Here is a 24,243-nt window from a genome sequence, read left to right as displayed (position 1 = left end):
CTGTGCCCAAATTCTTACTGCCTTATTAATTTGCTTCGCTTGATCAAAGTGGAGTCATGCATCTGAAGCACATATATCCCATGCTTGACTCCTTGTAAAAGAATCCTGAAAGGTTCTTGGGCAGTTGCTCTTTTAAGGGTTTCACTTTGTAAGGTTCGACCATTAAGATCAATAAGAGAGAATTCTGCACTCAGACTAGTGCCGAAATGGATATTCAACTCATCACCTACAATCGGGTTGGGATAAACTTTCCAGGAGACTACCTCTTCATTATCATCTACAGCCAGTATTTCTCCATAAAGCGCCGCTAGAAAATTTGGAATACCAAAACCTAACATATTATCTGGTTCGTCAGCTTGTGTTCCACTATTCAACAAACTTTCTATTAATTCATCCTTTGTCCACTCAGGTTTAGCTTCCCAAAGTCCTGCCGCCAAAGCTGAAATCTGAGGAGCAGAAAAGGATGTACCGTTGGAAAACCCAACCTCACCATTAGATCTGATCAATGCTGTACCATCTCCAAAAGCTGCCAAATCAGGCTTTATTCTCCCATCTCCTGTGGGCCCTCGGGAACTGAAACTAGAAACATTAAGCTCTTTATTAACAGATCCAATCGCTAGAATTCCTTTGGCGTCAGAAGGTGAATTTAATGTTGATTGGGATGGACCACTGTTTCCTGCGCTGTTTACTACAAGTATTCCTTTGCTCGCTGCGATACTCGCTCCTCTCGCAATAATAGTAGTCTCTCCGTCTAAATCTGCTATCGTGTAGTTCATCGCAGGATCATCGAAGTCCCAATACCCAAGAGAACTACTGATAATATCTGTACCAAGGCTATCTGCATATTCTGCGGCACGAACCCAGTTGTATTCTTCCACCCAATACTCCGTAGCAATCTCCTCTGTCATCGCAAGTATGTAAGTTGCATCAGGTGCTCCTGCCAGCATTTTCCCTGGTTCTTTGGAAGCGATGAGAGAGAGCACATTTGTGCCGTGCTGATTGTCAGAATACACATTCTGATTCCATGGTCTCACAAAATCTCTCGTTGCGATGATCTGTCCATTTGTTTGCAAATGAACCAAAGGACTTGCAGTATTGGCACCCGGAAATCCCGCGTCAAAAACTGCGATGGTCACACCTTTTCCGGTAAACCCTTCCTCATGCATTTTATCTATCCCAAGCAGTGAATTTTGGAAGTCGTATGTTTCTTCATTTGTTGCCAAAACTCGTGCGCTTTCGCTAGTTGGCATACGGAGTTTACTCTTGCCAGAAACATTACTATTTACTTCAATTTTAGCATTTGGATTGGGAACAAAGCCTCTACCCACCAACTCTACTCTATCCACAAAAGGCAAGGCTTCTAATTCTGCTACTCCAGCTTCATCTGTCACTAGCAAAGTAGCATTAAACCACTTGCTGGAATAAAGAATATAAGTTGACTTCTCGGAGACAGCATCCACATATTTTTGCGAAACAGGAAGATCCAAACTATCAGGAGCCACAGCTTCTCTACTTCTCCTATTCAATGCTTTTTGGCTTAGAAATTCCGATGGTTGGGAAAGGGAAAGACTTTCCTGAGGCTTAAACTTGTAAAAAACAGCATAACGATCCTGGGCAGCTACATTCCAAGAAAATGCTATTCCAATCAACAAACAGGTTAAAAATTTAATTCTTCCCATTTTCGATCAATTTCATATGAATTTTAAATCCTGAATCTATCAGCATATCTCCCAAACAATCATTTCTAGAACAGTAAGTCAATACCTCATCATACTTTTCTGTTAATCCCACACCTTTCTCATACACTTCGTAACGGATATCTCTATACGTCACCAGGTCATCACTCTCCTCCTGATTCACCCGAATAGAATTACCCGAACTGATAAGTTCAAATTCATCTTCTGATCCATTTCTATATATATATCCGTTCCAGACTACTCCATTTTTCGGTGGAAATACCAAGGAAACCAATGGTTGATTTTCTATGGTTCTCACCAAACCACGATCCCGCTGAATCAGAGTGTATTCCAAAACATTACTCCATGCTGAATTAGTAGAAGATTTAGAACGCTGCACTATATACACTGCTTCTCCTTCCTCATTAGTATAAATACTCCTGATCCGATCTTTATAAAAAAACAGCGTTTGTTCTGAGTCATTTTCACCAAAATGAGTAGTCTGATCTACCTCATAGATCCAAAATAAGCCAATTTCCAAAGGCTGGAAATCATAGCCCAAATCCACCTGCCCTTCTTCAATTTCCCGATCACATGCGGTGAAAAATATCAGTACTGCTAATACAAGTATGGATAGGAGTTTATTCATAGGGCCTTTCAATGACTAAAAATACTAGGATTTTCTCAATTATCAGGTAACGACGAATTGATACAGTTTCGAAATACTTTTTTCTAGCCAATCATCCTGATTATCTTAGCCGATTCAAAATTTGAACCATGGCTTTAAGCACTTTTGTAAAAATAAGCGGCATCACCAATCTCTCTGATGCTAGGTATTGCTCCGGAATGTATGTGGATTTATTGGGCTTTTCACTCGAAGGAGAATCAGAAAAATTCATCACCCCTACTCAATTTAATGAAATAACAGGATGGGTTTCCGGTCTTGAATTTGTTGGAGAATTCGTCACCTACCAAGTATCCGAAGTTCAGGAAACACTGATCAATTACCCAAGTGTAAAATGGATCGAACACGATAGAATCGAGCCTCTTGTTGAGTTTGAAGGCAAAGGATATGGTTTGATCTATAAGATGGATTTGCAAGAAGTCAGACACATAGAACAGGAAGTGGCTGAGAAACTCAATGAATCCGGAATCATTTTTCATATCACCTCAGACCGTGAAGAGTTAGATGAAGAGGACTTAAAAGCTATTAAGCTAATCAGCGGGCACTGCAGAGTCATTTTGGGTGTAGGAATAACAGCTCAGAATGTTCTAGAGTTAATAGAAAAGTTAGACCTCTATGGTATCTCTCTTACCGGTGGAGATGAAATCAAACCAGGACTGAAAGACTTTGATGAACTTGCGGATATTTTGGAAGCACTAGAGGTCGAGGATTAAGCACTCATAATATATAAAAAGTAAGAAGGCTATTGGAATTGATCCAATAGCCTTTTTTGATGTCGTTTTACTCTGAAAACTATTCTTGATCGAACAAATCTGAAGGTTCGTAAGGACTGTTATCTCCGGTAAAGAAAGAGCCATCAATAAATCGGTGATTAATTCCAATATCGCGTAATTGCATCATATCGTGCTCATCTAGCTTCACTTCAGTAGCTGCCAAGTTGCCAATAATTCGCTCTTGGTTTACCGACTTTGGAATCACTGCAATATCTCTGGCAATAGACCAAGCAATAAGAACCTGACCTGCTCCTACTTTATGCTTATTTGCAATCTCCTTAACTACTGGATCTACCAACAACTTCGGATCGTTTTCATGTTTTTCAGCTCTAGAATCAGGGGATCCCAAAGGTGAATATGCCGTCATTAATATTCCATGTTCAGCACAAAATTCAACCAATCCTCTTTGAGGAAGATAAGGTTGCATTTCTACTTGATTCATTTCCGGCTTTTGGCCACCTACCTCAAACAATTCATTGAGCTTGTTCTGGTTGAAATTGGAAACACCAATATGCTTTGCAAGGCCCTTTTCTTTTAAGTCCTGCATACCTTTCCAAGTTTCAGAAATAGACACTTCATCATAGGTATAAAAGTCCTCTCTGCTGTTTGGAAATCCAACTTCTGCCTTAAAAGCTATCGGCCAGTGAATCAAATACAAATCCACATAATCCAATCTCAAATCAGCAAGGGATTTCTCCAAAGCTGGAAGAACCTGGTCTTTCTTATGGGAATTATTCCAAAGCTTGGAAGTCACAAAAAGCTCCTCCCGCTTCACTAGTCCTTCAGAAATAGCCTTTGCGATGCCTTCTCCTACTTCATTTTCATTCTGATAAACTGCCGCACAATCTATATGTCTATAGCCAGCCTCAATAGCCCAGTAAACGGCCTGACTAACTTCTCCAGTCTTACTTTTCCAAGTCCCTAATCCTACAATCGGAAGTTTATCTCCGTCTTTAAAGCTTAAGTATTTCATATATTTAAAATTTAGATTTTTGGTGTGAGTTCCTATTAAATGGCATAAGGCGGTGCTTAGTTCACTCGACTCTCCAAATATTTCTTAAATCTATTCATTACCCAAAGGTGAATTTTCGCCTGTGTATTCACATAGATAAGCCAAGGTAATCTCGGAACAAACTCATGGATGGCTGAAATAATATACCTATTGTCCAATACTCCACGAAACTCCAACCAACCATGATCGAATCGCTGTACAAGCCAACCTCCGGAAATGTAAAATAACTGACGGTTTTCCTCACTTCTATCAGGAATAAGGGTCAGTTGCAGCATTGGCTTTTTGCTCCAAAGCAGATAAAAAACAATTTCTCCACTTTCCTTCATTTTTCCATTGATCCAAAACTTGAAAAAAGTAGGAAGCCAGATGTTGTATCGATGTGCGACCCAAGTTGCAGAGTCTCCATGAGGATTTGGCATGCGCTGAATACTTCGAACTGTATTTTTTATTTTATCCAAGGGATGGAAACTTGGCAATTGAAGGGCAACATCTGAGCTGAGTGCTTCTCGCACCGACTCCTCATAAGTAAGGTAAGCTATAGGCTTTTCTCGAAATTTCAGCTCTTCGGATACAGTCAAAGTATGCTTGAGACTCTCTACCAAAGGAGAAACCAATTGAGGAGGTGCTTCACCAAAAAAACCAACCCAAAGCTTAGAAAGCCCTAAAGAGAAGACTGGAACAGAAAACACTAAACGCTTCTTCCCTAGCTCAACGGCTGTCACTTCCAGCATTTTTCTGTAAGAAATAACATCTGGACTACCAATTTCAATTGCTTTTCCAAACACATTTTCATTACCAACACAGGTATCGATAATGTCCAAGGTATCTCGAAGCGAAATAGGCTGAGTTAAAGATTCTGTCCATTGCGGACACATGAGAACTGGTAGATTTTTTACCAAATTCTTGATCATATCAAACGAGGATCCACCAGGCCCTACGATGATAGAAGCACGAATAGCAGTAAGCTTGGCAGATCTAGCACCTAAAGTTTGCTCTACTTCCAACCTGCTTTTCAAATGTCGGGAAAGGTTTTCTCCAGATTCTTTGGGCAAAAGTCCACCTAGGTAAATAATCTGCTTTACCTTATTTAGATGTGCGGCTCTACTAAAATTATCAGCCAAAAGTAAATCTGTGTCCTCAAAACTCCCTTGGTTCAAACGAGTAGAAGCATTCATAGAATGTACCAAATAGATTGCTACATCCACTCCTTTCAAAACCTCAACCGTACTTGATATGGAATACAGTTCTACCTGCTTCCAAGTCACTTCAGGATAGGGATTATCCTTGACCTTGCTTCTACTTAAAGCAATGATATTGTATTTGTGGCGAAAATGGTGGATAAACCATCTACCCACATATCCCCCTGCACCTGCGATGGCTACAGTTGGTTTAGACACAGAAATAGGTTGATCAGTTAATTCCATAAGTAAGAGCTTAACTAACCAACCTATTAATTGGTATTCATGTTTAGAATTAACCTATTTTTTTTCCGCTTTTACCAAAGCTTCTGTAGTAGTGAAATACTTCACAATCATATTCGGAACCTCCCAAGAAGGCATATTCTTTTGGGTGAAATACTCCAAATACTTCTCAGTAACCTGAGCAAAATGAGCTTCATGGCCATTGTGATAGGTTGAAGGAATAATCACTTTATACTTTCCAGTACTGATTTTCTCCAAATCTAAACCTGGAAAACGATCCTGAAGTTTTTCCTTCACTAAACTAGTCAATGCTTCGTCCTGCCCATCCAAAAGCTCTACATATAAGGTAGCAACATAGTTCTCTGCAGCGCCTTGCTGAATAATCAGATTTGCCTTTGTGCCACGCATCATACTATAATGTGTATCTGCTGCACCTTCTGGCGCCTGATAATTCCAGATTACACTCACTTTAGAATGCACTCCTTTCAGCGTATAATTCATCTCACCGTTACTATTCACACTGAGCTTATTATTAGACACGTTTTTCTGAAGAAAATCAGGGAACTCAGCTTTACCCGTTACGAGCTTAAATTGATCCAAATCCAGATCCGTAGACCAAAGCTTTGCTGTCTGCATCTGCACATCAGATGTGTCTAGCGTAACACCAGGAAAAGCCTCCCACTGGATCAAATCTACCAAATGTGTAGTAACATCCACGATACCCGTTCCTTCTATATCCGTATCAAAAAACCAATCTGGTCTAATCAATGGGTTTCCGGAAACATACTTGAAGAAATGATGTACAGACTCCTTAGTAATCGCAGGATTCTCAAGGGTACCTTTCTCCAACTCGCCGAAAACGTCTGGAACCAAGGAAAGCTCTTTCTGCAAAATGGTGCTGATCTCAAAACGCTCGGTCATGATATCGTAAAGCAGCAGATCCTTTTTGCCAGCTTCTTCGAAGGTCTTTACCAACTTCTGAAACCCACTTTTATTAATCACCAAAGGCTTATCAGCATAGACGTTGATACCATTAGAAATAGCGGCAGAGATGTAATCGATCTTTCGATCATTCTTACCAGCTACCATCATGACATTCCCCGGCTTGGTCGATATCATTTTCTCCAAATAATCATCACCAGTGCTAACCTGTAGATTCCAGGCAGTAGCATCTTCCTCACGATTATTGTAGCCAGCGAGGCGATTCATATAATCTTTCAATTCCGCTCCTTCCGGAGCAAAAACGTAGACGGTAGAATCTACCTGTGGATACATAGACTTGTGAATCAGGCCTGCGTGAAAATGTCCCGGATCTAGGGACATAATCGTAATCTCAGAAGTTGATTCAGGTGCTTGATTCACGCTTTCTTTATTTTCGCAGGAAAGTAATAATCCTGCTGCAATAGCTACTAGAGCAGTATTTTTCAAAATAACCTATAATTAAACTTTCACATAATTAGTACCATAAGGAGCTCTTTGTTTTCTTTCCAACATAGAGTTTGCCTCAGCGTCATTGATAAACCTTTCTGCTTTGGCGTCCCATTCTACCTTTCTACCCAACTTCATAGAAATGTGTGTCAATAGACATACTGAACAAGAACGATGTCCGATTTCTGCTGGAGAAAGCAACTCATTATTTCCCTGAATAGCTCCCAACCAGTTACCATGATGCTCAGCACTTCTGATCAACTGAATCTCATCAGGACCAATGACAGACTTTAAGATTTTAGGATCAGATGCATCCAGTGCTTTTGCACTATTGCCCTGAGCTACCGGATCAGAAGCAGAAGCTACATAGCTACCACGAGATACCCAAATCCATCCTTCCGTACCTTCATAACGAATACCATTTGGATACCCGCCGCCTGTGTACATCATGATACCATTGTCATACTCAGCTTTTGCGTAGAAGTCACCATGTACATTCCAAAGTCCTGACTGAGGAAACTCAGCTACTGCCTCAATGTATCGTGGACCAGTCAATTCTGTATCCATACCCCAAGCTGCAGAATCGTAGTGATGCTGACCCCAGCCAGTAATCATACCTGCACCAAACTGCTCTCTTCTTAACCAACCTGGTCTGTCATAGCCTGTTGCAGGATGAACACCGATTTCTGTGTAAGGAACTTCAGGAGTTGAGCCCAACCACATGTCGTAATTCAAATTAGCTGGAATTGGCATTGGATCAGCTTCAGGTCCAGCTGGATCACCTGGAAGACCAATTTTCACTGTGTGAAGCCTACCGATTCTACCATTTCTTACTAATTCGGCAGCATATCTAAATTGCTCACTAGAACGCTGCTGAGTACCTAGCTGCAGTTTCATTCCAGATTTATTCACAGCATCCACCAATTGACGTCCCTCACGAATTGTCAGAGAAGTTGGTTTTTGCACATATACATGCTTTCCTGCCAATACTGCTTCCATTGCTGGCTGAGAGTGCCAATGATCCGGAGTACTGATCACTACTGCATCGATATCCTTGTTCTGAAGCATATCCTTGTAATCTCCGTATTGCTTTACATCCAAATAGGCTTTGCCCATTTTCTTGGTGTAATAATCTTCTACACGTTTTTTGCCATCCGCCATGCGGTTGCTATCCAAATCTGAAACTGCAACGATACGAGCGATATCATGCTGCCATACACCTGGCATATCATGATCACGTGCGATTCTACCACAACCAATTTGACCTATATTGATTTTATTACTAGGGGCATTTTTTCCAAAAACAGAAGCGGGTACAATGGTCGGAAATCCTATTGCTGCACTTGCTAAGGCGCTGTTTTTAATGAATTCTCTTCTTTTCATTTCTAATTAGGGTTAATTATTACTTGAATTTATTTTACAAAAGCCCTCCAGTAAGCGTCTGCTTCTGCTGCAGTCATCTTACCGTCAAAGACAATCATTCTGTATTTTAATGTATATCGTTTGTTGGGTAAAAGCTCCCAAGACTCGTGTCTAATCGGAGTGAATTCTATAAAGACATTACCAATTCCATTATAATTATCTTCTGGCCAAACACGCAATGGCTCCGGGTGAGCCTTATTCGTATTGTGACTTAAGAATAGAATCCCACTCTCTCCAGTTGTATCGTCAGTTTCTCCCTGCACGATGATCCATTTTGCATTTGTTCCATCCGCGGTTTTTCTTGTATCTCCTTCAGAAGTTAAAACAGAACTGTTGTCCGTTCCCCATTTCTCTGCGGCACGAAAACCTATTCCACCGCCATAGCGGTAATCATCAAGCAAGATACCCCCAGGGATTTTGGTCTCAATGGTACTCGTGTAATCGACCATGTATCGACCTTTGTCCGCAGGCTTTACCTTGATACGAAGATCTTCGGCAATAGCTATTCGCTCAGATTCTGGAGCTTTCAAATCTAGGTGGTTTTGACGTACGTTAAGTTCGGCTGCACCGCCTGCTACCTTTTTAGAAAGCACATGTGAAAAGTCAACTCTTCCTTTTTGATCTCCCAGATTCCAAAAGTCTACTTCTCTTCCACTGATGGTAGCGCGAGTCCATGGACCCCAGATTCCATAGTGATGATAATGGTCTTTTGGTTGAATTCTAGTAAGAACTTGTCCTGATGGGGATTTTAATGGGTGAATAAATCCAGATTTTGCAAAATCTTTTTTTATGCCTTCAGGCACGTCTGCCACAGCCGTTTGGTAGCTTAGAACAGACTGATTACCAATCACGAAATCAATTCCGCTAGACGTCTCTTTCAACTCTACTTTTTGCGCAAAGACTGATACCATTAAACATAGGTAAATCGCTGGTACGCAGAAAATTCTTTTGAATATCATATAAATTTCAGGTTATTGGGATCGAATTTTAAAGATATAGAATTCTAAATTATCGACTAACCCGTTTATCCAATTACCCCATGAAGAAGATTATTATCTACGGAATCGTTTTCCTAGCCAGTGTCAATATTGCTCTTGCACAAAACCCTCAAGAGATTCCGTTGGATCAAGCTTGGAAAGATAAAATCAGTGAATTAGCTCCAGAAAAAGCCAATTTCCCATTTAAAAAGAAGAAGAAAGTTCTTGTATTTTCACTACACACAGGTTTCTGGCACTGGGTAAATCCTCATACACAAGCCATGATTCAGATTATCTCTGATAAAAGTGGTGCTTTTGACGTGACCACGAGCACAGACATCGCTATGATGGAAAAAGATAAGCTAAAGGAGTTTGATGCTGTAATATTTAACAACACTAACTCTAAGCCTCAGTACAGAAATTTATTTGTCGATAAGATCAGTGAGAACACTTCTTTGGATAGCGTAACTGTATGGGCTCAAGCAAATAAACTGGAGCAAAATATCATTCAGTATGTGAAAAAAGGTGGTGGAATCTTGCTATTCCATGGCGGTGATACCATGCTAAATAACTCAATGGAGTTCTCCAAACTAACTGGCGGTAGCTTCGATTATCACACAAAGCAGCAGGCTTTCCAGGTAAGAATTGAAGATCCTACTCACCCATTGACTAAATCACTTCCAGCTGAAGGTTACAACCATGTGGATGAGCCTTACTTCTACAAGAATGCTTACGATGAATTGGATTTCCATCCATTGACATATTTCAACAACGCGGAGATCGAAGGTCAGAGAAAAGGACAGGAGAAAACTTCAGGCAAAACTTATGTGTCTTGGATCAGAAAAGATGGCAAAGGAAGAGCGATGTATATCTCTACTTCTCACAATGCGCAAAGCTTTGAAAACGCCAATATTCTAGCCTACTTCTTAGATGCAATGCAGTATGTTGCTGGAGACGTGAAAGTAGATGAGACGCCTATTGGTAAGTAACTAGTAATAAACACATAACAAGCAGTGAGATAAACCTTTAAAAGTAGCTTCTCACTGCTTTTTTTATTTTTAAAAATCTATGACAAAAAGACTTTTTGTAACCACAATTTTATTGGCAGTTGCTGCGTTTTTTTATAGTAAATATGTGAGGAATGTTCCAGTTATAATTCCATTTGAGGTAATCAGAAATTCTGTACTTTTTAAAGTAGAAATTGAAGGTAAGCTATACATATTTCTGTTCGATACAGGGGCTCGAACTGTAATTTCTCCCAAGCTTAAAGAAAAGTTGAATATAAAAGAAACAGGTAGCCCATTACGGCTTCGACTTTTACGGTAACAGCTCTGTAGTCGCTGAGACTAATTTGCCAGAACTAAAATTAGCTTCTCTAGCTTATCAAAATCTGGAAGTTTCGATAACTACTCTTCCTGAAAACTTTATTTCCTGCGGAATAGAACTCGATGGTGTTTTAGGTCTGGAATTCTTTAAAGGAAAAGTAGTCAAAATTGATTTAGCAAATAACGAGTTAACAGTAGCAAGTGATATTTCTTATTTAAAGGAAGATTTTGGAAAACCATTAGAAATAACTTTTTTCAGTGGAAACAAACGGCCCTATATCCCTATCACCTTTGAATCTGAAGATGGAGAAATAGTCTATAACTACACCGCCCCAGAACCTGAGAGTGAATGATAAGCAAGCGTCTAAGTCTATTCCAGCAATCCCAAATCGTACTTCCGAAATCTTAAATCGTCAGGCTTTCTTCACAAACTCGCTTTTCAACGCCATAGATCCAAAACCGTCGATCTTACAATCTATGTTGTGATCTCCTTCTACTAGACGAATACTTTTTACTTTAGTCCCAGCTTTGATTGGTTTCGGGGCACCTTTTACCGGAAGATCCTTCACAATAGTGACTGAATCGCCATCAGCTAGAAGTGCTCCATTAGAATCTTTGACTACTAATCCTGCCTCAACTTCTTCTTCAACTTCACCGTGAGTCCATTCAAAACTGCACTCTGGACAGATTAACTTTTCATCCAATTCGTAGCCATAAGGCGAGTTACATGCGGGGCAAGGAGGTATATTTTCCATGTCGCGAAGTTAATGGAAAATTTCAGTAGCCGAAAAATTTGGCTAGAACCGATTAGAATCAATGCGCCAAAAAAACTTAATGAATCGGCATATAGCTATGCACCACAGCCTCGGCCGCTATTCTTCCTGAAGCCATGGCTGCATTTATGGAACCGTTCAAAAGGTAATCACCCGCCAAGAATACCTGATCAGAAATCTTACACTCCGTAAAGGGGATAGTGCCCTTCACATCGTCAACTGTAGGAATAGCATAGTTGATATAATAGGACTTTACAAATTTGAAGTACTCCGCATTGATACGGGAAAGTGCTTCCAACTCAGATTGTACAGCTTTAATCAACTCCTTCTCTTTCAGATCAGTTGCTAGAATTGATACGGAAAGCAATGCTCTACCATTTTTGGAATAGGCAGACGAAACATCACTCATAAAGACCAAATTGTTGATCAAGTGATTTTCTCCGGGAATCAAACCCAACATCGCCCTTCCCATGAATGATTTATGCAGGGAAAAGTAAAGTGTGATGACTGACTTAGCCGGAGAAAACTGACCATCCAGCTGCTTCATGAATTTATCTGGCTGAGTTGCAATGATTATGCGATCAGCTTGAATACGCTCTCCATTTTCCAAATCAATCTGTGTTCCTTGAATGGCTTTAACTTTAGTATTGAATAAGAACTCTGTTGAGTGCAACCGCTGCCTAAGCATTTTTGGAATCTCGATCATCCCATTCGCAGGTATCGCTCCCATCCCCTCAGAAAACATTTTGAAAGTAAACTCAAACATCCTGGAAGAAGTTTTCAAGTCTTTTTCCAAGAATATTCCACGAAAAAACGGCTTGAAAAAATTAGTAATAATCTGTTCTGTAAAGCCATACTCTTTCAAATACTGATAAGTAGAAATAGAAGGTTCGTTGAAAATATCATCAAGACTCTTTTTCTTGAGCTCCTGCGTCAGGCTAAACATTTTCACTTTGTCGAAAAAACTACCCACATGCGAAAATGCCATGTTTACCACTTTAAGTGGATTTCGGAGCGGGTCAGAAACTATGAAGGTATCTTTAGCTCCAAATATTATTGCTCCCGGCTCGAAATACTTAAGATTTAAAGATGCGAAATCTAGGTACTTTCTAGCTTCTGGATAAGCTGTCAGTAGTACCTGAAAGCCATGATCCAAGAGAAAACCATCCACTTCATCAGTTTTCATGCGACCACCAATCCCTTCGCTTCCTTCTAAAATCACCGGGGTGTACCCAGCTTTCTCCAATTCTATTGCAGCAACTAAGCCTGCTACACCCGCACCGATAATATATATTTTTTGATCTTTCATGAATTCAGATTCTAAGTAAAAAAGCCTCTTGAGGTGCTTTGTTTAACTTAAAACCTAACACATTCCTGTAGGTATTGTTTCGTGATTTTTTACCTACAGAAAAGATAATTCATGAAGTGCACCCAAAGCCTTGAAAATGTATCACTAGCTGCATAATCCTAGAACTAGTGAATTGCAAATCATAAAGATCAAGAGCACGTCAGTGAGCAATTGATTTACATACTCCCACTCACCCATGGAATCCCCAACAAATAATATTGCCATAAAGCTCTTCCTGTCTGTTCTGAAGTGCTTTGGGATATTTCCAGTATCAAAGAAGCTATAGTGCAATGCTGCTTTTTCTTTGAAATTTCCAGCCAACGCTGAGACAATACTAAATTTGCCTCAGTATTAACTTTATTAGGGCTGGCCAAAAGGCACTTAGTCGCTCCACTTTGATACCAAGTCAGGGCTATATTTTCAGCATAATCCTTATCCAGTGTTGAACAAGTGAACCAAAGTGTGGCATTTAGTGGGGACACGTATTTATTTGACAGTAAGTCAACTATATCTAAATGACCGTAACCTCTTAACCTATCTCCTTCTCCATGACCCCAATACAACCAGTTACCCTTCATCTGAGAGATGGCTGATAGAATCTCATCTTTGAAATAATCTCCTGGATGGTAGGCCTTCCCCCCTTCTTGTTCCCATTGTGCGAGCATTTCAGTATACACTGGCTGATATTGACAAGTTAAATTAGCTTCAACCTTTGTGGATTTTTTGCTTAAAAGGACCTGTAAGGCATCCTCTACCTCAGACCAATTGTCAGCAAAGAAAACTGAGGAAATCCAGTGACCAGTAGAATTATTATGGACCAAAGCCGGCCACAAATCTATTTTATCACCACTTGCTAAGCTCCTTGGAAGGATAAACATCGCTGATGTAGCTCTGTTTTTCCCCATCAATTGGTCCACTAATGGAAGATATGAGTTTGTCTCAGCGCCAATTTCTGCAACTGGAACAAGGAAATAGCGAGGATGAAGTGCATTCAACCTCGCTATAAAAAGTGAAGCTTCTTCATACCAATATTTAGGTAAAATTATAGCTCTCTTCATTGTAAAAAATTAATTGGTTGCGAATACCAGCTTAGTCTTCAATTGGAAGTCACTTAATCTGAAAGGCTTAATGACAAACCTAGATTTATGAACTTGCTTAGCGTATGGACGCAAAAGATCCACAGGGATTTTCGTACGCTGTCCATCAAACTCTGCTTTCCAAAATTCTTCCACCACTACTGCTTGCTGCTCTCGCTCTAAGCTTAATAGTCTACCGTCAGCTTTTATAAGATCAGCTTCAGACAAATTATAACCTTTACCGAAGAACTGTGAGTGTAGCGCCTCAATCATATACACTCCACCCGAAGTAACTGCCTGCCAAACATGTGTAAGTTCATGGATCAAAGTATCCATAGGTAAGGTGGAGCCTGATTTATAATTGATGACATACATGGTAGTGAATGGACGGTTTTTATTCATCCACATGATCAAATCAGCAGCAAGACTGGCATCGGTCAATTTCACTCTATCTAGATCAATAGAAACGCCAAATACCTTTTCAGCTTCTGCTCTCTCACTGGCATTCAGCCCTCTGTGCGACCCAAAAACATCAAGTAAAATTGCAAAAGTTAATGCGGCAATTGTTCCCCCAAGTTTTGTAGCTTCTATCATAAGGGTAACTGCAGATTTCCCGATTTCAATCAAGCCTTTGATCAAACCTTCTCGGAATGCATCCCGCACATTTGTTGCGATCTCTTTGAGCACCTCTCTCCAGTGGTTGACAGTACCTATCAATGCTGTGATAAGCGTACGAATAACTGATACTGATTTTTGAGCTATTATCTCCAATACCTCTCTCATTCTAGTCCAGATCACACGTAGTGCTTGCATCAATTTCTTTGCTTGAGCAGCAGTAAATCTGGCAATATCATTTAGAAGTGTACCTAGGGAAATCGCCAAGTCTTTAATGGCTCCAATTATGACAGCCAGTTGCTGAACCGTTTTGTGAGCTACAACTCTTAATATGTTAAAAATTGAATTGCCCAGTTCCTTCAAGGCATCTATAACCACTCTTGCGATTAGTCTAGACTGATTAATGACTGCACTCATGATTTCACCCAAACTTCTGCCCAACTTCTTCAATTCCTGAACTAGTCTCTTTGCAAAAGAGAGAGCGAATCGGTTTAGTCTAGCTATAAAATCAATAGACCTCTTTCCAGCACTAATCAGCGCTTTCACAATAGCATTAAGTCTGGATGCGGCCATTTTTGCTACTTCCATAAGTAATGAGGTGAAAGAACCTAAAAGCTGCTCTAATTTGCTTAAGGCTGTTCTTAAGATACTTTCAGCTTGACCGATCGCCCAATTCAACACTTCCAATCCCTTCTTCCCTGCTTCGATTACAGCCTGAATAAATTTATTCACTGCCGCAGTACCTTTCTTGACGGCTTCCGACAGTACTTGAGCCACAGACTTGCCTGCTGCCAGGACAGCTTCCACGAAATCTGAAATTTTATCCTGTGTCCAAGTCACAACCTTCGCTACAGCCTCGGCCAGGTTCTTTCCAGCGGCGGCTATAGCATCTGCCACCGTATTAATCGCTCCGACTACAGCGTCTACTACAGTTCCTACCGTATCTTTCACCCATCCCCAAAGTCCGTCAGTGTCATCTGGCACCACGCCTGTTTTGAGGATTTTTCCTGCAGCACTCAGCCATTCTGCTACGTCCTTAATATCTCCTCCTTCACCAAAATAATCGGCCATCATATCTCCAGCCTCATTCCTTTTCATTCGCGCTATCTGATGTACTAAAAGTGGTGCCTGCTTATTTCTCAAAAAACTCTTAACTATAGTTTTGCGGGTAGTTGGTTTTGCTTTAGCAGACCAAGAAGCAAGTTCAAACGCTTCTTCAAAATCACCCGTTTGACTACGAAGTAGAATAGCTTTTGAGGTAAGATCCAATTCTTTCACGCTCTTCTCTTCGCTACTTTTCAAGACTTGATGGATGTTTTTCCTATCCACTTTCAAAAGCTGCATGCTTTCAAATCTTGTTTTCAAGCTCTTGCTTGATTGAATTTTTTTCAACTGTGTTTCATTAAGATTTCCCATGAGGACAAAAGTTTAAGTAGTAAAAATTATTTAATAGAAAGGCTAAAAATACTTGGACAACAAGGCTTTATCAGTAATATAATTACTAGAAAAAAAATTTAAATAATGGCTGAGCAATAATTTTAAAAGTCAATGAATAACTACCTGCTACTACTCATAACTGCTTGTATCTAATATATTTCTCACTTAATAAGGCTTCTTACTCTGTAGGAACTACCTATTTTGACCTAAGATTAAAACGACCAATTATTCATTTTAGAAGAGCACAATAACCCACAAATGGTCTGTCGATTAGAGGATTATTTAGTAAACTCATCCAAATTATAACTTCATGAAAAAGCTAGTCAGCAGCCTCCTACTCTGTGTCATATTTTCTTCAGTAGTGAATGCTCAAACTTATTTCCCCGAAAAGAATAAATGGGAAAGTAAAAGTCCCGAATCTATGGGACTGAATGCTTCCAAACTTAAAACAGCCATTGACTTTGCTATCGCTCATGAAAGTCAGGAAGACCCGAACTTGAAGATTGCACACTATGAAGGTGGATTTGGACGTGAGCCTTTTGGATATCCTGTGGGCCCAATGAAAACCCGCGGACCTGCTTCCGGACTGATTATTTACAAAGGTTATGTAGTTGGTCAGTGGGGCGAACCCGATCGTGTGGATTTGACATTTTCAGTAGCAAAGAGTTTTCTTTCCACCACAGCTGGATTGGCAGTAGAAGCCGGTTTGATAGATGATGAAAAGGATCTTGTTCATCCCTACATGGCCCCTATCTATCCGTATGAACCTATCAAACTCAGCATCAACAAAGCGGATCACTTTGATCAGGATGATACTTTCGAACTCTTCGACACGCCGCATAATCGTACCATAACTTGGGATCATCTTCTTCGTCAGACTTCTGACTGGGAAGGATCACTCTGGGGCAAACCTGACTGGGCAGATAGACCAAGAGAGGGTGCCAAAGAAAAACGTGCAAGACCGCAAAATGCTCCGGGCTCAGTATATGAATACAATGACACCCGTGTAAATGTGCTTGCTCTTGCTCTAATGAATATCTGGAGAAAGCCACTTCCTTCCGTGCTTAAAGAGAAAATCATGGATCCCATCGGAGCAAGCGATACTTGGAGATGGACTGGCTATGAAAATTCCTTTGTGATCATTGATGGACAAATTATGCAATCAGTCTCCGGTGGTTCGCACTGGGGTGGTGGCATGATGCTTTCCGCTTGGGATCAGGCAAGATTCGGTTACCTGACTATGAATAATGGACAATGGAATGGAAAGCAACTGATATCAACTTCCTGGATCGAAAAATCCAAAACTCCTACCCCTGCAAATCAGGGCTATGGTTTTATGAATTACTTCTTGAACTACGATCAAAAAGATATTCCAGCTGCACCAAAAACAGCCTACTCTCATATTGGAGCAGGCACCAATATGATCTATGTAGATCAGGAAAATGACTTAGTAATCGTCGCCAGATGGATTCCTGGTGGAGACAAGAATGAGTTGGTGAGGTTGGTGCTGGAGAGTTTGAAGTAGCGTTGAGTTGAAAAGTTAAAAGTTGTAGGTTGAAAGTATAGAGAATCTCTTGAACAAGTCTACTTTCATCTCGATACCAACTAGGTTACTTCACTCTTATTTACACCTGAGACCAATTAAATTCTAATATGGAAACGTCATCATCAGAAAAAGAAAAGCACTTGGCAGCCATGAAAGCTGTCACCTACATTAAAAATGGTCAAGTGATCGGACTAGGCACCGGTTCCACTGCAGATTACGCCATCCGTGAAATCGGAAAACTTGTACAGAAAGGTTTACAGATAAAAGCTATACCAACATCCAAGAAAACACAAGAACTCGCTGAGTCTCTAGATATCCCCATCATCGACAGCAATAGCGTGGATTACATCGATATCACCATAGATGGAGCGGATGAGTTCAATGAAGACATGGTACTTATCAAAGGTGGAGGCGGAGCACTGCTGAGAGAAAAGATCGTTGCTTCCATGACACGAAAGCAAATCATTGTCGCTGATTCCAGTAAACAAGTTGCAAAGCTTGGCCTAGCATTTAAATTACCCATTGAAGTAATCCCATTTGCATCCAATTATGTAATGAATCAAGTTAGGGGATTGGGAGGAACTTGCGATATTCGTCATCAATCAGGAAAAATATTCGTGACAGAACAGGGAAATTGGATCCTCGACGCTAACTTTGGTCATATAAAAGATCCCCAATCCCTCTCCCATTCGCTTAACAAAATTTCAGGTCTGGTTTGCCATGGTTTGTTCATAGACCTCGCTGATATTGTTATTATTGGGAGGGGTAATGAAGAGGAAACAATTGCTCGTAAACTAAGCTGATTCTTCTTTAAAACTTACTTATTAACCTGCATATACTTTAAATTATTATACTCGAAATAATAAAGAAGAATAGGCCACTAACTAAACAATGAGCAAAGCCAAAATCTTCTCTATTAATCAACCATGGGCGATCACACTAGTCTACATGTTCGTTGGCATCAACTGGATATTTTTTAGCGATATACTGATTTCAAATGTTTTCAGCGATGATATTCAAGAGATGTCTCGCTTCCAGATGATTAAGGGTTCACTGTATGTTTTACTCACAGGTTTTTTACTTTACTATTTAATCAAAAGCCTCTATGATCAGGTCAATGGGAGGAATCAGGAGCTTGAGCTACTATTTACTAACCCTAATTTAGGTATTTTTAAAGTTGATGAAGAAGGCTATTTCACTCATGTCAGTCCAAATATTATTAACGTCATGGGCTATACTGACACGGAAATAATTGGCAAAAAACTCATTGACTTTACTCCTGAAGACTTCATAAATGAAGATCTGTCCCGTTTGGAAAAAATACTTCAATCAGACGTGGATAAAGCTTTTATTATCAATAAGCATTTGCAAAACAAAAAAGGCGAATTGGTTATAATTGAGATGCATGGAATTATCCTCAAAGACAAAACTGGAGACACAAAGGGATTTATTACTGCCTTTCAAAACATCACAAAGCAAGAGCTTTTTTTACACTCTTTGGAGGGTAAGAACAAGCAACTTCAGGATCTTGCTTCAGATCAATCGCATTTAGTAAGAGCTCCTTTGGCTAGAATTCTAGGTATTATAGAATTGTTACAACATATCGAAATCGATCCTGCCGAAAAGATTGAACTAATTAATCATTTGAAAACATCAGGCGAAGAACTCGACGAGGCTCTGAAGGATATATCAAAAAAAATGAGCAGTAGGTTAACGAAATAGTTCTCAAATACGATTCAGACCTAATAAATTGATTATACCAAAAGACACAGGTTATTGATTAAAGACTTTTCATAGTGACTACTGCAATCGAAAGCTACCACTGTAGCTTCCCTGGTTTAATCTGCATACTGTGACTGAACATTCCTACTCTTTCCAACTACGGTTTGCTTTCTTTTGAGCTTGATTTTTCTTGGCTTTAAGTCGCTTTTCAATAGCCCCTTTTTTGGGTTTGGTAGCTTTGCGTATTCGCTTTTTATGAAAAGCTTTGCGCAGCGAATCCTCAAATTTCCTAACCACCAACTCTTTATTTTGAATCTGTGAGCGCTTTTCCTGAGACTGAAGTTGCAATACCCCCTCTTGGTCAGTTTTAGTTTGCAATTTCTCAAGCAACATCGTCTTTTCCTCCTCACTCAATTGACGTGAATTAGGAATATCAAACTTCAGCTGAACTTTAGTTTCTACTTTATTAACGTTCTGCCCTCCAGCCCCTCCGCTTCTTGAGGTTATGAATTGAAGTTCACTGAGAAAGTCCCCCCTACCTATTCTTTGCTCTATATTTCCTTCAGTATAATCCATATGTGATATTTTAATCCAGTACTCATTTTCAAACGAGTATATGACCAATCAGCCTAGAAATAAAATTATGGGTAAACTTTTCAGCAAAAAAGAAAAAGTAAATACTAATTTGAAGTTTAACTCAACACTCAAACCCAAAAGACCATGAATAATAGAAGAGAATTTCTCATAAAATCAGCACTTGGTGTGGGCGGACTTGCATTAGCACCGTCTTGGCTACAAGGCGCTCCTTCGATCATCAAGTCGCTCAATAAGCCAAATTCACTTATTAATGGCGTGCAAATCGGCTGTATCACTTACTCTTTCAGATCTATGCCGGATCAGAGCGCTGAAGCAACCCTTCAATATGTACTCGACTCAGGTCTATCTGCTATAGAGCTCATGGGTGATCCCGCTGAGTCTTTCGCAGGAAAACCTGTAAACCCTGTCAATATGCGGGAAATGTACCCGCTCATGTCAAAACAAAGAAAAGGCGAAGAACTCACTTCCGAAGAAAAAGCTAAACTGGCAGATTTAACTTCTCAATCCGAAGCATATGGAAAAGAAGCCGCTGCCTGGAGAAGTAAAGTAGGTACTGCTCCTTTTGAGAAAATGCGCAAGATGTATAATGACGCGGGAGTAAGTATTTATGCTTTTAAGCCCAATGCATTTGGAATGAATGCCACAGACGAGGAAATTGCCTATGGAATGACAGCCGCCAAAGCACTTGGTGCTACCCACGTAACTCTAGAGCATCCATCAAATGATGCGCATACGCTGCGTTTAGGTAAGTTGGGAGAAAAATACAAGATGTCTGTAGGCTATCATGGACACGAGCAAGAGACGTTTACGTTCTGGGATACTGCACTGGATCAAAGCAAAAGAAATGCGCTAAACCTAGACGCAGGTCATTACATCGCAGCTGGAAACACAGATCTTATTCCACTGATCGAAAAACAGCATAGCCGCATTCTAAGTATGCACACCAAGGATCGTCAAACACCTGCAAATGGCAAAGGAAACTTGGCTTGGGGAACTGGTGACACTCCTATCCCTGAACTCTTAAATTTAATTTCCAAAAACAAGTATAAGTTCCCAGCAACCATTGAGTTAGAGTATCAAGTCCCAGAAGGATCAGATGCTGTAAAAGAAGTTCAGAAGTGTGTTGAATTTTGTGAAAAAGCTTTAGCTTAGTATATAACAATTATTTTCAATGAAGCTTTTCAAGCTATTTTTTAAAGCGGCAGTTTAAACACTGCCGCTTTTCTTGGTTCAATAAAAAAACCACAGCTTTCACTGTGGTTTTTTTATTGGATTAGTTCTCTTTAAGATTACTTAGAAAACATGGTAAACATCCACATTCTTTTCTCTATATCTCCCACGAATTTGGTCAGCATATCTGCAGTGGCAATATCATCTGCTTCCTCTGCCGCTTTCGCTGCTTTTCTATGCGACTGAGCCAAAATACCCAGTCCATCAATGACATGCTTTACGCATTCTTCTCCGTCAGAGATATCTGTAATTTCCTTATGAATGGTGTTTTTCAAATAGTCCGAATATGCATGCAAGGGCTTGAAGCCAATCGTTACTATTCTTTCCGCCATCTCATCAATATTTTCATACACTTGCGTGTACAGTTCCTCGAACTTAACGTGCAGATCAAAGAAGTTCTCGCCTTTCACATTCCAATGGAATCCTCTTACATTTTGATAAAAAATGTGATAATCAGAAAGCAAATCATTCATTTTATCTGATACATTTTTCATTGCTTTAGCATCTAGTTTCAAATGATTTGCAAGTGTTGCTTTAGTGGTAGTCATATGTGGTGTATTTTAAGTTTTAAAATTCTACTACTATACATCCAACTGGCATGCCATGATAGGTCATCCGAAACGAAGTAGCGCGTTAAAACCTTAAGCAATACACTCTTTGGAAAATCTCCTTAAAGAGCGTATAAAAACTGGCTTTGCATTTCTTTAGGACGAGTTAAGACAAAGGCGTTACGAAAAAAAATCCCCAATTCGTTGAAGATTTTATACAGTCTTGGGATGTAATTGATCTGTCATAAGGAAAATATTCAGGTTAATTAACCAGCCGAAATTCATAAAACCCTTTCATACAGATCGCCAAAATCCCCCATATTTGAAGTCAAATTTGGGCATAAAAAAACCCGGAACTGCGTTCCGGGTTAGGTGTTCAACTTTCTTACAAATCGTATTGCTTCATTTTATTGAAGAGCGTTTTGCGATCTATTCCTAATTGCTTTGCAGCTTGTGTTCTATTGTATTTAACTTCTTCAAGTACCTTTTTCAAAACTTCTGCTTCAGCTTCTGCTGCTGCGTCTTTAAGATTTAACGGCATTTTAGTAGGCTTAATATCGTGCCTCTCCGAATCGGATTCAGAAAAATTAAATTTCTGAGAATATACAATCTCTGGAGGAAGAGCTGAAACTGACATCTTACCCCCGTCAGTCAAAAGCGTTGCTCTACGAATTACGTTAAGCATTTCACGAAGATTACCAGGCCATGGATATTCTTTCAACACATCCATCACTTGCTCATCAAACCCAAATACTTTCTTATTCAATTCTGCATTAGAAAGCTCCAGGAAATGGTAAGCGAAAGCTTCAATATCTGCTTTTCGATTTCTCAAAGGCGGCACTGTAATGCTAAATTCATTAAATCTAAAATATAAATCCTCTCTGAATTTACCCGCTGACACAGCCTTCCTAAGATCTTCATTAGAAGCAACAAGAATTCTCACATCGATAGACTTATCCTTTGTTCCACCTATCCTTCTAAGTTTACGCTCCTGAACGAGCCTAAGAAGACCAACTTGAGTTTCATAGGAAAGATTAGCGATTTCATCCAAGAATATTGTACCTCCATCGGCCAATTCAAACTGCCCTGGCTTCTCTGCCAAAGCTCCTGTAAAGGATCCTTTTTCATGACCCCACAGTTCACTTCCTGCTAATTCTTTGGTCATGGCGCCACAATCGACTGCGATAAAAGGTTTACCGGCGCGCTCACTTTGATCGTGGATAGTACGCGCAATATTTTCCTTACCTGCTCCACTTTCTCCGTAGATTACCACACTTAGGCTTGTAGGTGCTACAAGAGCTACTTCCTTATATAATTTTTTTGATTCAGCACCGGTACCACGAAGGAATTTGGAGTCGGATTTCTGAACCTTGGAATCGGTTTCCTTTTTAAGTTGGGTGGCTTTGGTGAAAGTTTGGGTATTGGATTTATTAGCTTTTGAAGCCGCAAGAGCCCTTTCGATTAGGTTAATAATCTCATCTGGGATCAACGGTTTCGTCACATAGTCGAATGCGCCATTTTTGATCACTTCCACAGCGATTTTCACATCAGCGTAGCCTGTTATTATTGCCACTTGGGTTCTTGGAGAAATCTCTCTGACTTTCATCAGCACATCTCTACCCTCCATGTCACGCAATTTAAAATCACAGAAAATAAGATCAAAAAAAGTCTTTTTGACCATATCTAACCCATTCTTTCCTGAGATTGTAGTTTCAACATCGTAGCCCTTCTTGGTGAGAAATCGTTCCAAAAGTTGACAGATATCTATATTATCATCAATTACGAGAATCTTAGCCATGATTTTACTTTGCGTTATTTGAATTGATTAATTGGCTCTGAACCACCTGGTCCAGACGCGCAATGTTGAATGGTTTACTGAGGAAGTCTAACGCTCCATATTGAATAGCTTCCATTTTTATTTCTTTGTGATCAAAGGCACTCATCATTATTACTTTGGCCTGAATTTCACCTGAATTGATGTGCTTCAATTCTTGTAACCCATTTCCATCAGGTAAGTTAACATCTAAAAAAACCAACTGAGGTTTAGATTGATTAAACAATTTTCTTCCTTCTTGGAGTGTTCCAGCAGTAATCACCGAAAAACCCTTTCTACCCAGAAACCTGGATAATAAGGACCTAATTTCCGGCTCATCATCTATTACTAAGATTAGCTTATTCTTCATTACATAATCTTCTACTCTCTTCGAACTCGGGCACATTCATTCTGTCAATTGGGTACTATATCAAATTATTAAAGGATTAAATTATAAAAAAGGTGCGGCTAAAGGCCACACCTTTTCACATTCTAAACCTATTTCATTTAACTTTTTCTACTTTGTCCTTAGCTGACTGAAGTGCTGTCTTTGTAGCTTCCAACCCGTCTGTCTTCGCTTCAAGGATCTTATTCTTCAAGTCGCCTAGGATGGACTGAAAATCTCCCAGCAGGCTATTTAATTTTTCTTTTTGAGGACCAAATTCTTCCTTATTTTTATAAAGATATGCTCCTACCATAGCGCCTGTGATCAATCCGCTAAGCCAAAGGGTCTTGTTTATTGTTGATTTGTTCATGATTTGTGTAGTTGTGGTTGTTGATAATTATCAGATTTCTTTGATCTGGTCAATGATTTCCTCT

General features: G+C 39.8%; 24 protein-coding genes. 8 read left to right on the top strand and 16 right to left on the bottom strand.

What is annotated here, in order from left to right:
* Positions 1–14: 14 nt before the first annotated feature.
* Both BM291_RS12065 and BM291_RS12060 read right to left on the bottom strand, forming a co-directional pair.
* Entirely contained in the window at positions 15–1,679 is a 1,665-nt protein-coding gene (locus BM291_RS12065) for a S8 family serine peptidase (RefSeq protein ID WP_092897722.1), read from the bottom strand.
* Positions 1,666–2,325: a hypothetical protein gene (locus tag BM291_RS12060; RefSeq protein ID WP_245786853.1), complete on the bottom strand. Its 660-nt coding sequence runs from the start codon at positions 2,323–2,325 to the stop codon at positions 1,666–1,668. Before BM291_RS12060 ends, BM291_RS12065 begins: the two co-directional genes overlap by 14 nt.
* A gap of 128 nt (positions 2,326–2,453) precedes the next feature.
* Here BM291_RS12060 and trpF point away from each other — a divergent pair, with 128 nt between their 5' ends.
* Positions 2,454–3,074, top strand: coding sequence for a phosphoribosylanthranilate isomerase (trpF, locus tag BM291_RS12055; RefSeq protein ID WP_092897720.1), 621 nt, complete (start codon positions 2,454–2,456; stop codon positions 3,072–3,074).
* Between the two features lie 79 nt (positions 3,075–3,153).
* Here the strand turns inward: trpF and BM291_RS12050 are convergent, their stop codons facing one another.
* The 5 genes from BM291_RS12050 to BM291_RS12030 are packed head-to-tail and all read right to left on the bottom strand — an operon-like array spanning position 3,154 to position 9,376.
* Positions 3,154–4,107, bottom strand: a complete 954-nt coding sequence (locus BM291_RS12050; protein WP_092897718.1) for an aldo/keto reductase — start codon at positions 4,105–4,107, stop codon at positions 3,154–3,156.
* Between the two features lie 56 nt (positions 4,108–4,163).
* The gene (locus BM291_RS12045) at positions 4,164–5,570 is read right to left on the bottom strand and encodes an NAD-dependent epimerase/dehydratase family protein (protein ID WP_092897716.1); all 1,407 of its coding nucleotides are present in this window, start codon (positions 5,568–5,570) and stop codon (positions 4,164–4,166) included.
* A gap of 54 nt (positions 5,571–5,624) precedes the next feature.
* Positions 5,625–6,995, bottom strand: coding sequence for a putative oxidoreductase C-terminal domain-containing protein (locus BM291_RS12040; protein WP_245786852.1), 1,371 nt, complete (start codon positions 6,993–6,995; stop codon positions 5,625–5,627).
* 12 nt (positions 6,996–7,007) lie between these two features.
* Positions 7,008–8,378 carry a Gfo/Idh/MocA family protein gene (locus BM291_RS12035; protein ID WP_092897714.1) on the bottom strand — a complete coding sequence of 457 codons (1,371 nt, stop codon included), beginning with the start codon at positions 8,376–8,378 and terminating at the stop codon, positions 7,008–7,010.
* Positions 8,379–8,407: 29 nt separating this feature from the next.
* Entirely contained in the window at positions 8,408–9,376 is a 969-nt protein-coding gene (locus BM291_RS12030; protein ID WP_092897712.1) for a DUF6807 domain-containing protein, read from the bottom strand.
* An 80-nt stretch (positions 9,377–9,456) separates the two neighbouring features.
* Here BM291_RS12030 and BM291_RS12025 point away from each other — a divergent pair, with 80 nt between their 5' ends.
* The 3 genes from BM291_RS12025 (at position 9,457) to BM291_RS12015 (ending at position 11,072) form a co-directional block, all read left to right on the top strand.
* Positions 9,457–10,383, top strand: a complete 927-nt coding sequence (locus tag BM291_RS12025; RefSeq protein WP_092897710.1) for a ThuA domain-containing protein — start codon at positions 9,457–9,459, stop codon at positions 10,381–10,383.
* A 79-nt stretch (positions 10,384–10,462) separates the two neighbouring features.
* A complete protein-coding gene (locus BM291_RS22520) occupies positions 10,463–10,720 on the top strand; it encodes an aspartyl protease family protein (protein WP_092897708.1) in 258 nt (85 codons plus the stop codon).
* 25 nt (positions 10,721–10,745) lie between these two features.
* Complete coding sequence (locus BM291_RS12015) at positions 10,746–11,072, top strand: hypothetical protein (protein WP_092897706.1); 327 nt, start codon at positions 10,746–10,748, stop codon at positions 11,070–11,072.
* Between the two features lie 60 nt (positions 11,073–11,132).
* Here the strand turns inward: BM291_RS12015 and BM291_RS12010 are convergent, their stop codons facing one another.
* From BM291_RS12010 to BM291_RS11995, 4 genes are all read right to left on the bottom strand, one after another.
* Positions 11,133–11,474 (bottom strand): zinc ribbon domain-containing protein YjdM, encoded by a 342-nt coding sequence (locus tag BM291_RS12010; protein WP_092897704.1) that lies wholly within the window; start codon positions 11,472–11,474, stop codon positions 11,133–11,135.
* A 76-nt stretch (positions 11,475–11,550) separates the two neighbouring features.
* Entirely contained in the window at positions 11,551–12,801 is a 1,251-nt protein-coding gene (locus BM291_RS12005; RefSeq protein WP_092897702.1) for a protoporphyrinogen/coproporphyrinogen oxidase, read from the bottom strand.
* 215 nt (positions 12,802–13,016) lie between these two features.
* Entirely contained in the window at positions 13,017–13,898 is an 882-nt protein-coding gene (locus BM291_RS12000) for a hypothetical protein (protein ID WP_092897700.1), read from the bottom strand.
* Positions 13,899–13,907: 9 nt separating this feature from the next.
* On the bottom strand, positions 13,908–15,947 hold the full coding sequence (locus BM291_RS11995; RefSeq protein WP_092897698.1) for a hypothetical protein: 2,040 nt from the start codon (positions 15,945–15,947) through the stop codon (positions 13,908–13,910).
* Between the two features lie 331 nt (positions 15,948–16,278).
* Here BM291_RS11995 and BM291_RS11990 point away from each other — a divergent pair, with 331 nt between their 5' ends.
* The 3 genes from BM291_RS11990 (at position 16,279) to BM291_RS11980 (ending at position 19,236) form a co-directional block, all read left to right on the top strand.
* Positions 16,279–17,493, top strand: coding sequence for a serine hydrolase domain-containing protein (locus BM291_RS11990; protein ID WP_092897696.1), 1,215 nt, complete (start codon positions 16,279–16,281; stop codon positions 17,491–17,493).
* 128 nt (positions 17,494–17,621) lie between these two features.
* Complete coding sequence (gene rpiA / locus BM291_RS11985; protein WP_092897694.1) at positions 17,622–18,317, top strand: ribose-5-phosphate isomerase RpiA; 696 nt, start codon at positions 17,622–17,624, stop codon at positions 18,315–18,317.
* Positions 18,318–18,405: 88 nt separating this feature from the next.
* Positions 18,406–19,236, top strand: coding sequence for a PAS domain S-box protein (locus BM291_RS11980; RefSeq protein ID WP_092897692.1), 831 nt, complete (start codon positions 18,406–18,408; stop codon positions 19,234–19,236).
* A gap of 144 nt (positions 19,237–19,380) precedes the next feature.
* On the opposite strand, the gene arfB is transcribed toward BM291_RS11980, so the two are convergent.
* Positions 19,381–19,812, bottom strand: coding sequence for an alternative ribosome rescue aminoacyl-tRNA hydrolase ArfB (gene arfB, locus BM291_RS11975; protein ID WP_092897690.1), 432 nt, complete (start codon positions 19,810–19,812; stop codon positions 19,381–19,383).
* Between the two features lie 144 nt (positions 19,813–19,956).
* Between arfB and BM291_RS11970 the strand changes: the two genes are divergently transcribed.
* Entirely contained in the window at positions 19,957–20,985 is a 1,029-nt protein-coding gene (locus tag BM291_RS11970; RefSeq protein WP_092897688.1) for a sugar phosphate isomerase/epimerase family protein, read from the top strand.
* 137 nt (positions 20,986–21,122) lie between these two features.
* On the opposite strand, the gene BM291_RS11965 is transcribed toward BM291_RS11970, so the two are convergent.
* The 4 genes from BM291_RS11965 to BM291_RS11950 all read right to left on the bottom strand — a co-directional run bounded on the left by BM291_RS11965 (position 21,123) and on the right by BM291_RS11950 (position 24,179).
* Positions 21,123–21,611 (bottom strand): Dps family protein, encoded by a 489-nt coding sequence (locus BM291_RS11965; protein ID WP_092897686.1) that lies wholly within the window; start codon positions 21,609–21,611, stop codon positions 21,123–21,125.
* Between the two features lie 385 nt (positions 21,612–21,996).
* Positions 21,997–23,409 (bottom strand): sigma-54-dependent transcriptional regulator, encoded by a 1,413-nt coding sequence (locus tag BM291_RS11960; RefSeq protein WP_092897684.1) that lies wholly within the window; start codon positions 23,407–23,409, stop codon positions 21,997–21,999.
* Between the two features lie 4 nt (positions 23,410–23,413).
* Positions 23,414–23,794 (bottom strand): response regulator, encoded by a 381-nt coding sequence (locus BM291_RS11955; protein ID WP_175499693.1) that lies wholly within the window; start codon positions 23,792–23,794, stop codon positions 23,414–23,416.
* Between the two features lie 133 nt (positions 23,795–23,927).
* On the bottom strand, positions 23,928–24,179 hold the full coding sequence (locus tag BM291_RS11950) for a hypothetical protein (RefSeq protein WP_092897680.1): 252 nt from the start codon (positions 24,177–24,179) through the stop codon (positions 23,928–23,930).
* Between the last annotated feature and the right edge of the window lie 64 nt (positions 24,180–24,243).

It is taken from the genome of Algoriphagus aquimarinus, from assembly GCF_900112005.1.
GTDB classification, from domain to species: Bacteria; Bacteroidota; Bacteroidia; order Cytophagales; family Cyclobacteriaceae; genus Algoriphagus; species Algoriphagus aquimarinus.
The sequence above is the reverse complement of the archived record's forward strand: the minus strand, read 5'-3'. Positions and strand labels throughout refer to the sequence as shown.

Coding starts and splice junctions, on each gene's coding strand:
- BM291_RS11990 (WP_092897696.1), top strand. CDS start 16,279: ATGAAAAAGCTAGTCAGCAGCCTCCTACTCTGTGTCATATTTTCTTCA.
- BM291_RS11955 (WP_175499693.1), bottom strand. CDS start 23,794: ATGAAGAATAAGCTAATCTTAGTAATAGATGATGAGCCGGAAATTAGG.
- BM291_RS11970 (WP_092897688.1), top strand. CDS start 19,957: ATGAATAATAGAAGAGAATTTCTCATAAAATCAGCACTTGGTGTGGGC.
- BM291_RS12050 (WP_092897718.1), bottom strand. CDS start 4,107: ATGAAATACTTAAGCTTTAAAGACGGAGATAAACTTCCGATTGTAGGA.
- trpF (WP_092897720.1), top strand. CDS start 2,454: ATGGCTTTAAGCACTTTTGTAAAAATAAGCGGCATCACCAATCTCTCT.
- BM291_RS22520 (WP_092897708.1), top strand. CDS start 10,463: ATGACAAAAAGACTTTTTGTAACCACAATTTTATTGGCAGTTGCTGCG.
- BM291_RS12005 (WP_092897702.1), bottom strand. CDS start 12,801: ATGAAAGATCAAAAAATATATATTATCGGTGCGGGTGTAGCAGGCTTA.
- BM291_RS12000 (WP_092897700.1), bottom strand. CDS start 13,898: ATGAAGAGAGCTATAATTTTACCTAAATATTGGTATGAAGAAGCTTCA.
- BM291_RS11965 (WP_092897686.1), bottom strand. CDS start 21,611: ATGACTACCACTAAAGCAACACTTGCAAATCATTTGAAACTAGATGCT.
- BM291_RS12025 (WP_092897710.1), top strand. CDS start 9,457: ATGAAGAAGATTATTATCTACGGAATCGTTTTCCTAGCCAGTGTCAAT.
- BM291_RS11980 (WP_092897692.1), top strand. CDS start 18,406: ATGAGCAAAGCCAAAATCTTCTCTATTAATCAACCATGGGCGATCACA.
- rpiA (WP_092897694.1), top strand. CDS start 17,622: ATGGAAACGTCATCATCAGAAAAAGAAAAGCACTTGGCAGCCATGAAA.
- BM291_RS12010 (WP_092897704.1), bottom strand. CDS start 11,474: ATGGAAAATATACCTCCTTGCCCCGCATGTAACTCGCCTTATGGCTAC.
- BM291_RS11950 (WP_092897680.1), bottom strand. CDS start 24,179: ATGAACAAATCAACAATAAACAAGACCCTTTGGCTTAGCGGATTGATC.
- BM291_RS12045 (WP_092897716.1), bottom strand. CDS start 5,570: ATGGAATTAACTGATCAACCTATTTCTGTGTCTAAACCAACTGTAGCC.
- BM291_RS12030 (WP_092897712.1), bottom strand. CDS start 9,376: ATGATATTCAAAAGAATTTTCTGCGTACCAGCGATTTACCTATGTTTA.
- BM291_RS12060 (WP_245786853.1), bottom strand. CDS start 2,325: ATGAATAAACTCCTATCCATACTTGTATTAGCAGTACTGATATTTTTC.
- arfB (WP_092897690.1), bottom strand. CDS start 19,812: ATGGATTATACTGAAGGAAATATAGAGCAAAGAATAGGTAGGGGGGAC.
- BM291_RS12035 (WP_092897714.1), bottom strand. CDS start 8,378: ATGAAAAGAAGAGAATTCATTAAAAACAGCGCCTTAGCAAGTGCAGCA.
- BM291_RS12065 (WP_092897722.1), bottom strand. CDS start 1,679: ATGGGAAGAATTAAATTTTTAACCTGTTTGTTGATTGGAATAGCATTT.
- BM291_RS11960 (WP_092897684.1), bottom strand. CDS start 23,409: ATGGCTAAGATTCTCGTAATTGATGATAATATAGATATCTGTCAACTT.
- BM291_RS11995 (WP_092897698.1), bottom strand. CDS start 15,947: ATGGGAAATCTTAATGAAACACAGTTGAAAAAAATTCAATCAAGCAAG.